This window comes from Brooklawnia cerclae, from assembly GCF_011758645.1.
GTDB classification, from domain to species: Bacteria; Actinomycetota; Actinomycetes; order Propionibacteriales; family Propionibacteriaceae; genus Brooklawnia; species Brooklawnia cerclae.
This window is the reverse complement of record NZ_JAAMOZ010000001.1, coordinates 333,770-346,762: the sequence shown is the minus strand read 5'-3', so window position 1 is coordinate 346,762 and position 12,993 is coordinate 333,770. Positions and strand designations below refer to the sequence as shown.

General features: G+C 69.8%; 13 protein-coding genes. 11 read left to right on the top strand and 2 right to left on the bottom strand.

From position 1 onward, the window contains the following. Position 1 precedes the first annotated feature (1 nt). From pduL to FB473_RS01600, 7 genes are read left to right on the top strand one after another with little or no spacing between them, the layout of a single operon-like run. Positions 2–649: a phosphate propanoyltransferase gene (gene pduL, locus FB473_RS01630; protein ID WP_341770001.1), complete on the top strand. Its 648-nt coding sequence runs from the start codon at positions 2–4 to the stop codon at positions 647–649. A gap of 8 nt (positions 650–657) precedes the next feature. After that, complete coding sequence (gene eutJ / locus FB473_RS01625; RefSeq protein ID WP_167164226.1) at positions 658–1,506, top strand: ethanolamine utilization protein EutJ; 849 nt, start codon at positions 658–660, stop codon at positions 1,504–1,506. Next, positions 1,493–2,380: a flavoprotein gene (locus FB473_RS01620; RefSeq protein WP_167164224.1), complete on the top strand. Its 888-nt coding sequence runs from the start codon at positions 1,493–1,495 to the stop codon at positions 2,378–2,380. Before eutJ ends, FB473_RS01620 begins: the two co-directional genes overlap by 14 nt. Before the next feature lies 1 nt (position 2,381). Continuing rightward, positions 2,382–2,651, top strand: coding sequence for a EutN/CcmL family microcompartment protein (locus tag FB473_RS01615; RefSeq protein WP_167164222.1), 270 nt, complete (start codon positions 2,382–2,384; stop codon positions 2,649–2,651). Positions 2,652–2,653: 2 nt separating this feature from the next. After that, positions 2,654–3,670: a cob(I)yrinic acid a,c-diamide adenosyltransferase gene (locus FB473_RS01610; protein WP_167164220.1), complete on the top strand. Its 1,017-nt coding sequence runs from the start codon at positions 2,654–2,656 to the stop codon at positions 3,668–3,670. A 2-nt stretch (positions 3,671–3,672) separates the two neighbouring features. Then, positions 3,673–5,079, top strand: a complete 1,407-nt coding sequence (locus FB473_RS01605) for an aldehyde dehydrogenase family protein (RefSeq protein WP_167164218.1) — start codon at positions 3,673–3,675, stop codon at positions 5,077–5,079. A 25-nt stretch (positions 5,080–5,104) separates the two neighbouring features. Next, on the top strand, positions 5,105–6,085 hold the full coding sequence (locus FB473_RS01600; RefSeq protein WP_167164216.1) for a BadF/BadG/BcrA/BcrD ATPase family protein: 981 nt from the start codon (positions 5,105–5,107) through the stop codon (positions 6,083–6,085). Here the strand turns inward: FB473_RS01600 and pdxR are convergent. Continuing rightward, on the bottom strand, positions 6,056–7,681 hold the full coding sequence (gene pdxR / locus FB473_RS01595) for a MocR-like pyridoxine biosynthesis transcription factor PdxR (RefSeq protein ID WP_167164214.1): 1,626 nt from the start codon (positions 7,679–7,681) through the stop codon (positions 6,056–6,058). The genes FB473_RS01600 and pdxR overlap by 30 nt on opposite strands. Positions 7,682–7,809: 128 nt before the next feature. Here pdxR and pdxS point away from each other — a divergent pair, with 128 nt between their 5' ends. Both pdxS and pdxT read left to right on the top strand, forming a co-directional pair. Further along, positions 7,810–8,658, top strand: a complete 849-nt coding sequence (pdxS, locus tag FB473_RS01590; RefSeq protein ID WP_425546703.1) for a pyridoxal 5'-phosphate synthase lyase subunit PdxS — start codon at positions 7,810–7,812, stop codon at positions 8,656–8,658. A gap of 2 nt (positions 8,659–8,660) precedes the next feature. Next, on the top strand, positions 8,661–9,260 hold the full coding sequence (gene pdxT, locus FB473_RS01585) for a pyridoxal 5'-phosphate synthase glutaminase subunit PdxT (protein WP_167168855.1): 600 nt from the start codon (positions 8,661–8,663) through the stop codon (positions 9,258–9,260). Between the two features lie 90 nt (positions 9,261–9,350). On the opposite strand, the gene FB473_RS18360 is transcribed toward pdxT, so the two are convergent. Then, positions 9,351–10,346 carry a DUF559 domain-containing protein gene (locus FB473_RS18360; RefSeq protein WP_167164210.1) on the bottom strand — a complete coding sequence of 332 codons (996 nt, stop codon included), beginning with the start codon at positions 10,344–10,346 and terminating at the stop codon, positions 9,351–9,353. Positions 10,347–10,439: 93 nt separating this feature from the next. On the opposite strand from FB473_RS18360, the gene FB473_RS01575 reads away from it, so the two are divergent. Then, positions 10,440–11,495 (top strand): LacI family DNA-binding transcriptional regulator, encoded by a 1,056-nt coding sequence (locus FB473_RS01575; protein ID WP_167164208.1) that lies wholly within the window; start codon positions 10,440–10,442, stop codon positions 11,493–11,495. A gap of 253 nt (positions 11,496–11,748) precedes the next feature. After that, positions 11,749–12,969 carry an agmatinase gene (gene speB / locus FB473_RS01570; protein ID WP_167164206.1) on the top strand — a complete coding sequence of 407 codons (1,221 nt, stop codon included), beginning with the start codon at positions 11,749–11,751 and terminating at the stop codon, positions 12,967–12,969. Positions 12,970–12,993 lie beyond the last annotated feature (24 nt).

Below are 12,993 nucleotides of genomic sequence, written 5' to 3'. Positions count from 1 at the left end.
GGTGTCGCAGTTGGACGCGGGCGCGCTCGTCGAGGAGATAACCAGCAAGGTCATCGCGCGCCTGCAGATCCTGCAGGATCCCGCGCAGATCGTGCTGGGGGTCTCGAATCGGCACGTCCACCTCAGCCACGACGACCTCAAGACACTCTTCGGGCTCGACGAGCTGGCCCTCTACCGCAAGGTCCGCCAGCCCGGTGAGTTCGCCGCCGAACAGTTCGTGACCGTGCACGGCCCCAAGAAGAGCTTCCAAAAGGTACGCGTGATGGGGCCGTGCCGCGCGAAGAGCCAGGTGGAACTGAGCCGCACCGACTGCTACACCCTCGGGGTGAAGGCGCCGGTCCTCCAGTCCGGGCACCTCGACGAGGCCGCTCCGATCGACATCGAGGGTCCCCTCGGCCGGATTCATCTCGAGCACGGTGCGCTGGTCGCGGCCAGGCACGTCCACATGTCGCCCAGCGGCGCTAGGGAGCTCGGGCTCGCCGACCAGGACACGGTCTCGGTGGAGTTCGGCGGCCTGCGCGGCGGGCGGCTGGACAACTTCATCATCCGTGTGAAGGACGACTTCATCCCCGAGATCCACCTCGACACCGACGAGGCCAACGGCATCGGTGCCCTGCAAGGAGATTTCGGGAGGCTGATCAAGGAGTGAGCCTGACCATGCCACCGACGATCCGGAGCTCCGCGGCCGCGGAGGCGGGAATCCGCCGCTTCGCGGACCTCGTGCGCACCGGCGAGGTCGACGAGCCCAGCGGCGAGCCACGACTGGGCGTCGACCTGGGCACGGCGAACATCGTCGTCTCGGTGGTGGACGCCGGCAACCGCCCGGTCGCCGGCGGGTGGGTGCACTCCACCGTGGTGAGGGACGGCGTGGTGGTCGACTGGGCAGGCGCCACGTCCGCGGTGCGGAGCCTCACCGACGACGTCGAGTCGCGCCTGGGACATCACTTCACGTCGGCCTCGGTCTCGATCCCGCCGGGCATCAGCGCGGGCGACATCCAGGTCTTCCGCAACGTCGTCGGCGCGGTCGGCCTCGATGTGGACGAGGTCGTCGACGAGCCGGTGGCAGCCGCCCGAGCCCTGGGCATAACCGACGGCTGCGTGATCGACATAGGCCACGGCACCACCGGGGTCTCCGTGCTCGTCGGGGGACGCACGGTGCTCTCGGTGGACGAGGCCACCGGCGGCCACCACATGACGCTCGTTCTGGCCGGTGCCAACCGGATCGGCTACGACGAGGCCGAGACCCTGAAGAAGGATCCCGACCGGCAACGCGAGGTGATCGGGACGATCCGGCCGACGCTCGAGCGCATGGCCACCATCGCCGTCAACGCGCTGGGCGATCGCGAAGTACCGGTCGTCTACCTGGTCGGGGGGTCGAGTTCCTTCTCCAACGCACCGGAGGTCTTCGCCGACCGGCTCGGACGCCCTGTGGTGCGTCCGGCCGAACCCCTTTTCGTCACTCCCCTGGGCATTCCAATGACGGAGTTCGCCAATGACCGAAACTGAACTGAAGACCCTGATCCGCCAAGCGATCGCCGACCTGCTGGCGCCCCGGCCACGCCGGGCGCTCGTCGTGTTCACCGGCGGCCTGCTCGGCTTCGAGGACGCTCTCGACAGCCTGCGCCGGCTGGCGTCCACCGGCGTCACGCTGGAGTACGTACAGACACCCAGCGCACGCCACGTCCTCGATCAGGACGCCATCAAGGGGCTCGGCCTGGCCGAAGCCGCCCCCCACGCCTACGGGCGCAACACGATGCTCATCGCCCCCACGCTGACCTCCAACATCGCCGCCAAGGTCGCCCACGGTGTCGCGGACTGCCTGGCCAGCAACCTGATCAGCGACTTCATCATGAACAACAGGCTGGTGGTGGCCTCGCGCACCCCGGTCTGCCCGGACGGCGCGGCCAAGCGCGCGCTGTTCCCGCAGATGCCACCGGCCTACGCCGACCTCCTGCGCGGCAACCTGACGGCGCTCGCGTCCTTCGGCGTGCACCTGTGCAACGCCGGCACGCTGTGCCGCACCGCCATCGCGGCCTGGGAGGCCCGCGACCGCGCCGATCGCGGGCCCTTGCTCGCCGCCCTCGGGACCTCGGCCGAAGGGCTCAGTGCAGCCAGGGCCCTCTCGCAGGGGGATCCGCACACCGCGCATGAACCTGTGGCCGCTTCCCCCACGTCGGCGCCCGCCGCACCCCGGAGCCCGAGCCCCGTGACCGCGGTGCCGGCCGGCGTGGTGGTCTGCGACCTCGGCCTGATCAGCCAGCAGGAGATCCGGCAGCTGGAACCCGGGGTGGAACTGCGCGTCCCGGCATCGGCCAAAGTGACCCCGCTGGCGCGCGACCTCGCGTCCCAGCGCTCGATTCGAATCTCACGGGAGGCCTGACATGTTCTTGGCGAAGGTGCGCGGGACAGTCGTCTCGACGAGCAAGGACGAGCGGCTGGTCGGCTTCAAGCTCATGGTCGTCCAGCGGATCGGGGTCGACGACGAGTTCATCGGCATGCCCGAGGTGGCCGTCGACACGGTCGGCGCCGGCATCGGTGCGACCGTGATCATCACCAAGGGCAGTTCCGCGCGGTTCGCCGCCTCCAGGTCGGACTCCCCCATCGACTCGACCATCGTCGGCATCGTCGACACCGTGGAGATCGGGCGATAGCCATGCCGAACGTCTACACGCGCACCGGCGACAAGGGCACGACAGGCCTGTTCGGCGGTTCGCGCGTCTCGAAGCAGGATGTGGCGGTGGAAGCCTACGGCACCGTGGACGAGGCCAACTCGTCCATCGGGGAGGCCAAGGCGCTGTCGCCCGACGAGGCGACCCGTGAGGCACTGCACGGCATCCAGCAGCGCCTGTTCATGCTCGCCGCCGAACTGGCGAGCGACGAAAAGGGACGCGAGCAGCTCACCGGCACCATCACCGGGGCCGACATCTCGAGCCTGGAGACCCTGATCGACCGCTGCCTGGCCGAGACAGGCCCCCAACGGGCGTTCGTCATCCCCGGCCGGGACGTGCCCTCGGCGGCACTCCACCGGGCCCGCACCGTGACGCGGCGAGCGGAGCGTCGGGTGCTGACCATGGCCGAGACGCGGCCGGTGCGTCCCGAGGTCGTCCGGTATCTCAACCGGCTGTCGGACGCCCTGTACGCGCTCGCGCGGCTGGCCGAACACCGCCATGACCTGGCCGGACTCGAACAACTCGTGCGCGAGGCGGTCACGCGGGCGCTGGGCGCGCAGGACGACGGCCCGGCCCCCGGCTACGACATCGCCCGATACGACCTCAGCGTGCTCAAGCAGATGGCCGAGGCTGCTGAAGCCAAGGCCGCCGAACTCGCCGTCCCGGTCGTCTTCGCGGGCGTGGACGCCGGAGGTCACCTGGTGCTGCTGCACCGGATGGCCGACTCGCTGCTGGGCAGCCTCGATCTCGCCATGAACAAGGCCTACACGGCGGCCGCCTTCAAGCAGCCGACCGCCGACCTCAAGGACCCGTCGACGCCGTCGGGTGAGCTCCACGGCATCCAGAACTCCAACAACGGCCGTGTGGTCGTGTTCGGGGGCGGGTTGCCGGTCTTCGTGGACGGTCGGATCGCCGGTGGGATCGGCGTCTCCGGAGGAACCGTCGAACAAGACGTCCGCATAGTCACGCACGCATTCTCCACAGTTCGGAAGGCGAGGTAGTTATGTCCACCATCAGCCCGGAGGTCGTCCGCCAGGTTGTCCAGGAAGTCGTCAAAGAGGTCGTCGGCCGCAGCCAGGCGGCGCCGACCCCGGTCGGCGACGGCATCTTCGCCGACATGGACTCGGCCGTCACCGCAGCCGACACGGCCTGGCGCACGTACCTGGAATGCTCGATGAAGGACAGGGCCCGGTTCATCCAGGCCATCCGCGACGTCACCTCACTCCCGGAGAACGTGGAGTACATGGCCCGGGCCACCGTCGAGGAGACCGGGATGGGCCGGGTGGACGACAAGATCACGAAGAACAGGGCCGCCGCGCTGTACACCCCCGGCATCGAGGACCTGATCACCGAGGCATGGTCGGGCGACGACGGACTGACCACGGTCGAGATCTCGCCGTTCGGTGTGATCGGTGCGATCACCCCCACGACCAACCCCACCGAGACCATCATCAACAACACCATCGGCATGCTCGCTGCCGGCAACGCGGTCGTGTTCAGCCCCCATCCGCGCGCCACGAAGATCTCCCACTGGCTGATCAGGAAGATCAACGCCGCGCTCGCCGAGGCCGGGGCACCCGCCAACCTGGTGGTGACGGTCGAGAAGCCCTCGATCGAGAACACCAACGCGATGATGTCCCACAAGCTCGTCCGCCTGCTGGTCGCCACGGGTGGACCCGGGATCGTGAAGACCGTGCTGTCCAGCGGTAAGAAGGCGATCGGCGCGGGCGCCGGCAACCCGCCCGCCGTGGTCGACCAGACCGCGGACATCGTCCGGGCCGCCAAGGACATCGTCGACGGTGCGAGCTTCGACAACAACCTGCTCTGCACCGCCGAGAAGGAGGTGCTGGCCGTCGAGTGCGTCGCCGACCTGCTGAAGTTCGAGATGCTCAAGCACGGTGTCTACGAGTTGAAGGATCCCGCGAAGCTGGCACAACTGGAAGCGCTCGTGGTGAACGGCTCACGTCCGGTGACCGACTGGGTCGGCAAGAACGCCACCGCGCTTCTGACCGCGGTGGGCGTCGAGGCACCGTCCGGTACGCGGTTGATCATCGCCGAGGTGCCGTTCGAGCATCCCTTCGTCCAGGTCGAGCTGATGATGCCGATCCTGCCGATCGTGCGGGTGAAGAACGTGGACGAGGCGATCGACCTGGCGGTCAAGGCCGAGCACGGCAACCGCCACACCGCGATCATGCACTCGTCCGATGTGAACGCCCTGACCAGGATGGCCAAGCGCATCCAGACGACCATCTTCGTCAAGAACGGCCCCTCGTACGCGGGCATCGGCCTGGGCGGCGAGGGCTACACGACGTTCACGATCGCGGGCCCGACCGGTGAGGGGCTGACGTCCGCACGCAGCTTCGCGCGCCGCCGCCGCTGCGTGCTCGTCGGCGGCATGAACGTGCGCTGAGAGTCCGGGCGCTAACGTTGTCCGGGTGGATGGCACGCGACGCCCACCGCGGGGCTCACGCGACACCGATCTGCTCTGTCTGGACGCCGGGCAGAGCGGTGCGCGCGCCGCGATGGCCGACGCCATCCACCCGGCTCTCGACCTTCCAGGGCTGATCACCGACCAGCCCGTCGTCCCACAGCTCGCCGAGCGCGTCCGCGCAGCCCGCGAACACGGATTGCGGGCGCAGGCGGTCGCCATCGGCTCGTCCGCCCTGCCCGCCGACGGCGGCGCCGACGAGTTGCTCGGGCTGCTCACCCCCGACGGCATCACACGTCTGTGGCTCGCCCACGACTCGGTCACCAACTACCTCGCGACCGTCGGGGACCGCCCGGGTGTCGCGGTCGCCGCGGGCACCGGAGTGGTCACACTCGCCTCCGGGCCCGGAGGCGTGGCGCGAGTCGACGGCTGGGGATATCTCATCGGTGACGCCGGATCGGGCTACTGGATCGGCCGGGCAGGCCTGGACGCCGTCATGCGCGCCGAGGACGGCCGCGGGCCCGCCACCGCGCTGACTCCCCTCGTCCGAGGCGACTTCGACAGCCTTCCCGGCGCCTACCTGGAGTTGCAGGCCGACGACGCCAAAGTCGCCCGCATCGCGTCCTACGCCAAAGTGATTACCGACCTGGCCGACCGGGACGACGTGTGTCACCGGATCTGTGCGTCCGCTGCGGCCGAACTCGCCCACTCGGCGCTCACGGGGGCCACCCGGGTCGGGCTGACGTCCGCGCCCGATGCTGTTGTGGGCATGTCAGGCAACATCTTCCGGTCGAAGGTGATCGCCGACGAGTTCGTCCGGCTCGTGTCGGCCGGGCTGCCGACCGCCCGGTTCACGCGACGCGACGCCGGGAGTCTCACGGGCGTCGCGCGTCTTTCCGGCCTCGGTGGGAGCTCGGCATTGGCGGGGTTCGTGCAGATGGCGGGCCCTTCGACAAGCTCAGGGACCGCTGATCGGCGCGACGGTTGAGTCCGTCGCAACGCCCGTTGAGCCTGTCGAAACGCCCGTTGAGCCCGTCGAAACGGTAGCTGAGCCCGTCGCAACGCCCGTTGAGCCCGTCGAAACGGTAGCTGAGCCCGTCGCAACGCCCGTTGAGCCCGTCGAAACGGTAGCTGAGCCCGTCGCAACGCCCGTTGAGCCCGTCGAAACGATGGTTGAGCCTGTCGAAGCCATCGCGGCCGCGATCAGCCTCAGCCCCCTCACCAGGTCCTCCTCGCTGACCGCGCCGAAACCGAAGACGATGCCCTGCCGGGTGCCGGTGCCCGCCCAGTACTCCGACAGCGGGCTCACCCACACCCCGGCAGCGGCGAGTTCGGCCACGACCTCGCCGGTGGGACGCGACGACTCGACGACGGCGTGCAGACCGCCGTCCATGGGGTGAACGTGCAGACCGGGGACGCCGGACAGCTCCGCGACGACGCGCGCCCGCAGCCGCCGGTAGCGATTGCGCATGCGCTGGGTGTGCAACCGCAGCGCACCGCTGCCGAGGTAGTCGGCCACCGCCCGTTGGGCGACCAGGCCGACCGGCTGCCCCAGCTCCCGACGAGTGTCCGCGACAGCCGGGACCAGCCAGTCGGGGAGCGCGAGGAAACCCACCGCAAGGGCCGGGGTGAGGATCTTCGACAGGGTCCCCAGAAGCACCACACGCCCGTCGGCGGGGTCGTCGAGTGCCGCCAGCGCCGGCAGGGGCTGGGAGGTGTAGCGCAGTTCGGAGTCGTAGTCGTCCTCGACGATCACGACCTGGTTCTGCCGGGCCCATTCGAGCAGGATCTGCCGCCGGTCGGCCGGGAGCGAGCCCCCGAGCGGGTACTGATGGCTCGGGGTGACCAGCAGCAGGTCGGGGACGTCCGGGCCCGAGGGCAGATCGTCCACGCGCAGCCCGTGATCGTCGACGGCCACCGGGACGATCGTCGCCCCGTATCGGGGAGGCACCCTTCGCAGGGAGGGGTAGCCGGGGTCCTCCACCCCCACCCGGAGCGGACGCCCTACTTGCCTGCCCAGGGCGAGCAGCAGCAGGGAAAGGCCTTCGCGGCCACCGGAGGTCACCGCTATCCGGCCGGGGTCGCATACCACCGCCCGCATTCGCCGAAGGTGCTCCGACCAGGAGTCTCTCAGCTCCGGGAGGCCCAGCGGCGGGACACTGGGAACCACCGGGAGCGCGGAGGCCCGGCGCCAGGCCGCCCGCCATGCGGGTCCGGTCACGTCACCTGTCCACGGCTGCCCGGGACGCAGGTCGAGTTCGGGGAGCGGGTCACGCGGTGCGGGCCGGGAGTGGCGGGCCGGACGCGGATGCACGCGGAGCAGTTGCGGGTTGACCACGGTGGAGCGCCCCGCCGCGGCGCTCAGGTATCCCTCGGCGAGGAGCTGATCGTAGGCCGCGACCACCGAACCCCGGGAGACGCCGAGGTAGGTCGCCAGAGCCCGGCTCGACGGCACCGCGTCCCCCGGCGCGAGCACCGCATCGGCGATCAGCGTACGGAACTGGCCGACGAGTTGGACGGGGAGCGGGTCGCGGAGGGCCGCGTCCACATGGAGCGGGACGGTGATCTCGGGAACGCTGCGCATCAGACCAGAATAGTGGTCCATCTATATCCGTCTGTTTCTGGATCTGGTGATGTACCAGTAAGGCGCACACGATGGAGCCCATGACGACAGTGACGGGCTCCCCCCTGGTCAAGCGGGGACTGGCAGACATGCTCAAGGGCGGTGTGATCATGGACGTGGTCACCCCCGAACAGGCCCGGATCGCGGAGGACGCGGGCGCGGTCGCGGTGATGGCGCTCGAGCGCGTCCCCGCCGACATCCGCGCGCAGGGGGGCGTGGCCAGGATGAGCGATCCCGACCTGATCAGCGCGATCATCGACGCGGTGTCGATCCCGGTGATGGCCAAGGCGCGCATCGGGCACTTCGTCGAGGCCCAGGTACTGGAGCACCTCAAGGTCGACTACATCGACGAGTCCGAGGTGCTCTCCCCCGCCGACTACGCACATCACATCGACAAGCATGCGTTCACCGTTCCCTTCGTCTGCGGAGCCACGAACCTCGGCGAGGCCCTGCGCCGCATCGCCGAGGGCGCCGCGATGATCCGCTCGAAGGGCGAGGCCGGCACCGGCGACGTCTCCGAGGCCACGAAGCACATCCGCACGATCCGGCACGAGATCGCCGTCCTCAAGGCCACCTGGGAGTCGCAACCGGACGAGTTGTACGTCGCAGCCAAGGAACTCCACGCCCCGTACGACCTGGTGCGCGAGGTCGCCCAGGCCGGGGCGCTGCCCGTGGTGCTGTTCACCGCGGGTGGGGTGGCGACCCCCGCGGACGCCGCGCTGATGATGCAGCTGGGCTCCGACGGTGTGTTCGTCGGATCCGGCATCTTCAAGTCGGGCAACCCGGCGGCCCGGGCCGCGGCGATCGTGAAGGCGACCGCCCTGTTCAACGATCCCGCGGCGATCGCGGAGGCCTCCCGAGGGCTCGGCGAGGCCATGGTCGGCATCAACGTCGCCGACCTCCCCGCACCCCACCGGCTGGCCGAACGGGGCTGGTGAGCATGACCACCGTCGGCGTCCTGGCGCTCCAGGGCGGGGTGCGCGAGCACGAACGCCTCCTGGAGTCGCTCGGCGTGGGCGTCGCGCCGCTGCGGACACCGTCCGACCTCACCGGGCCCGACGGGCTGCGGGTGGACGGGGTGGTGCTGCCCGGCGGGGAGTCGTCCACGATCGACAGGCTGCTGCGCACCTTCGGGCTCTTCGAGCCCCTGCGGGCGGCGATCGCCGGCGGCCTGCCGACGCTCGGCACCTGCGCCGGCCTCGTCCTGCTCGCCCGGCGTGTCCTCGACCCCGCCCCGGGGCAGCAGTCGCTCGCCGTGCTGGACGTGACCGTGCGCCGCAACGCCTTCGGGCCCCAGGTCGACTCCGCCGAGACCGATCTGGCAACCGCATACGGGTCTGCCCGGGTCGCGTTCATCCGTGCGCCGATGGTCGCCGCCCAGGGGACGGGGGTGCAGGTGCTGGCACGCCGGGGGGACGCGGTGGTGGCGGTGCGGCAGGGAGCGATCACGGGGATCGCCTTCCACCCCGAGCTCACCGGGGAACCTCTGTTCCACCGCAGGCTGCTCGACGACGTCGAGGGACGCGTCCAGGCTGCCTGACGAGGATCGGGATCTCGTCCGAGCCTTCCCCGGCGCGCCCCGCCGACGCGCCGGGGCGCGACAAAACGAGATCCCGATTCCCGTTGGCGGTCATCGTCCCAGCTGACGCGCCCTCACCTCGACGAGCGCGGCCACGGCGTCCGCGAACCCGTCAGGGTCGGCGAACACCCGGGAAGCCGCGAACCGGACGACCTGCCACCCCAGCAGGGCCAACCGCTCGTCGCGGGCACGATCGGAGACGAAGGCGTTGTCGCTGTCGTGGTATCCGCGACCGTCGATCTCGATGTCGAGCCACAGCAGCGGGAAGGCGACGTCCGCGTAGGCGACGATCCGGGACGACGATGCCGCCCTGACGGGATGGTTCGTCGCCCAGCCGTCGATTCCCCGGTCCCGCAGCGCGCGATGGGCGCGACGCTCGGCCGCCGACCAGGGGCTGTCGCGCGAGTCGAGCAGCACCTCACGCCGGACGGCGTTGCCGCGTCGGCCCGGCATCCGCTCGAAGGCCGTCCATAGTTCGCTCAGGCGCACGCCGCTGCGTAGTGCCACGTTGACGGCATCAGGCCCGCGCTCCGGAATCAACTCCACTGCGGTCAACGGCGCCGAGGTCACCGGAATGCCGTGAACCCGGCCGAGCAGCTCCGGGGGCACGTCCCGGCGTTCGAATCGGAAACCCGGACGCCGGCGCAGCACGTGGGTCGCGACGGCCACCTCGTCCGGCTGCCCGAGTGCCTCCCAGCCATGCAGCCAGGCCGCGGCCGCCCCGACGACGATCGCATCGGGGTCGCGGACGCAGGCCGCTCGCGCCCTGACATCGAGCCTTGCCGCGGCGTCGGAGGGCGCATAGACACCCGGGAGGACGGAGACCAGTTCGCCCCGCTTGCGTGCGGCGTCGATGCGTCCGGCCAGCCCGGGTTCGCAGGCGCGCATCAGCACCCCTCGACCGCGTTCGAGGGCATCGACGATGAGTGGATCCATGCCTGGATGGTGGGTGAGCGCACCCGTCGGTGCCCAGATTCCGGCAGCCTGTGGATAACCGGCGAGAGTCGGGATCTCGTCCGCGGCGTCCTCGGCGCGTCCTACCGACACGCCGGTAGCGGACAAGACGACATCCCGATTCTCGGCGACACCACCGAACTGGTGGCACCCTCGCCGTGCCCGGGGCCATCTATAGTCACAGTCATGGCCGACAAGCGGCCCGGCAGGGTCACCTTGAAGGACGTCGCCAAAGCGGCAGGCGTCTCCATCGGCACCGCGTCGGACGCCCTCGCCGGGCGCGGGCGCATGACCAAGCAGACCCGCGACCGGGTGGCCGAGACGGCCACGGAGTTGGGCTATGTCGCCAGCGCGCTGGGAAAGGGGCTGCGGACAGGGCGCACCAACGCCATCGGCGTCCATCATCAGAATGCGGTGACGGCCTTGTCGACCCCGTACTTCCGCGACTTCCTCGCCGGCGCGATCGCCATCGCGCAGCATCACGACTACGACCTGACAGTGCTGTCCAGCAACTGGGTCGAGCCCAGGCGCACCGCACCCCGCGTCGACGGGATCATCATCATCGACCCCATCGGGGACGACACCCGGGCCCGCGAACTCATGACGTACGACCTGCCCGTGGTGGCCGGCGAGCATCTGCCCGAGGGGATGCCGAAATGCGCCGTGGTCGCCGCCGACCATCGCGGGGCGGTGGAGACGATCCTCGCCACGGTGATCGAGCAGGGGGTGCACGAGCCGCTCATCATCAGCCCCGACCGCAACAGTGGCTGGGGCGACGAGCTGCGGCGTGTCTTCGACGACTGGTGCGCGCACAACGGCCTGGTGGGCAGCCTCCGGGAGGTGCGCTTCGCCGACCGCGACCCCGAGGCCTTCCGGTCGTGGGTCACCACCGAACTGAGGGCGCGTCCCGGGATCGACTTCATCCTGACAGCCTCGACCGCGGCCGCACGTGGCGCGTTGCGCGCCGTCGCCGATCAGGGACGCGTCCCCGGGCGCGACGTGCTCGTCGCCTGTTGTTCGGACGATCCCTCCCTGCTCCAGGCGGAGCCGGCGGTGACCGCGGTGGATCTGCCGGCACGCTCGCTGGGCGCGGCCTGCGCCAGGTGGCTGTTCGAGATGCTGGACGACCCCGCCGAGGCCGCGAACGCACCCGGGGCACTGCGCACGGTGCCGGCACACGTCAGTTTCCGGGCTTCGACTAGCGGAAGGACCACGGCGGGCTCCGCGATCGTCCGGCCGTAGGCGCCGAGTGTCCCCGTCCTGAGGCAGCAACACCCGTCTGACGTGGGCGTTCACAGGAACGGCACAGACGGCCGACCTGTCGTCCGCCACTGGCGGGCAAATCGACCCCCCATGTAACCGCTGTGTAAAGACCTTGTTTCTAACGTTGAAACTATATTGACGAAACGATTCGGCAGAACCTACGTTCGCTTCGACGTTGTGACATCGCCACCGACCGAGACACCTCGATGGCACATCTAGAGCAAGGACGTACATGGCCGAAAACACTCCCGAGCCGCACGAGCACGAACATGACCACGAGCACGATCACGGTCACCACCACGAGCTGTGGCCGGAGGGCTTCTGGGTGCAGCCTCCCCGGTTGGGCAAAGGCCTCGAGGGCCACGGCGCGGTCGACGACTTCAACAAGGACCGCAAACCCGGCCCGATCTATGTCAACCGCCGCGCTGAGGGAGGCTTCTCCGGCATCCAGACCTTCGCCAAGCTCCCGGTCTGCCTGACCCCCGAGGACCTCGTCGCCGGCGAGATGGACGTCGCCATCTGCGGCGTCCCGTGGGACTCCACAGCTGGTGGACGAAGCGGCACCAACCACGGCCCGCTCGCGATCCGCATGTGCGACTACGTCGGCGGGTACGGGTTCCCCCACTCGCACCTCGACGTGCGCGTCGACGCGCTGGCCGATCTGAACGTCTGCGACTACGGCGATTCCCCGATCAAGGTCGGCAACACCCCGGCCACCTTCGAGGGCATCCGCAAGTTCGTCGGCACCATCGTCGAATCCGATGCCATCCCGATCATCATGGGCGGCGACCACGCCATCACCTGGCCCTGCGCCACCGCCGTCGCCGACCACTACGGCTACGGCAAGGTCGGCATCGTCCACTTCGACGCCCACGCCGACACCGGTGACGACATGCACGGCTCGCTGGCCTCCCACGGCACCCCGATGCGCAAGCTCATCGAATCCGGTGCGGTGCCCGGCAAGAACTTCGTCCAGGTCGGCCTGCGCGGCTACTGGCCCGACCAGGAGTTGCTCAACTGGATGGACACCCAGCAGATGCGCACCCACTTCATGGCCGAGATCATCCACGACGGGTTCGACAAAGTGCTCGACCGGGCGATCGACGAGGCCCTCGACGGGGCCGACCGCCTCTACCTCTCACTCGACATCGACGTCACCGACCCCGGTTACGCTCCCGGCACCGGCACCCCGGTGGCAGGTGGCCTGACCAGCATCGACGTCCTCACCGCGGTGAGGCGACTGGCGGCCGAGGTCGGCATCGTCGCCATGGACGTCGTCGAGGTCTCGCCCCCTTACGACAACCAGGGTCAGATCACCGTCCTGCTGGCCAACCGCGCCATCCGCGAGGCGCTCACCGGAATCGCGATGCGCCGGCGCGGCCTGATCACCCCCAGGTACGCCGATCCCCGCTCGCTGTGGACCGAACCGGGCACCGAACCCCCGGCCAACTGACGACTTCTGCACACTCACGCATTC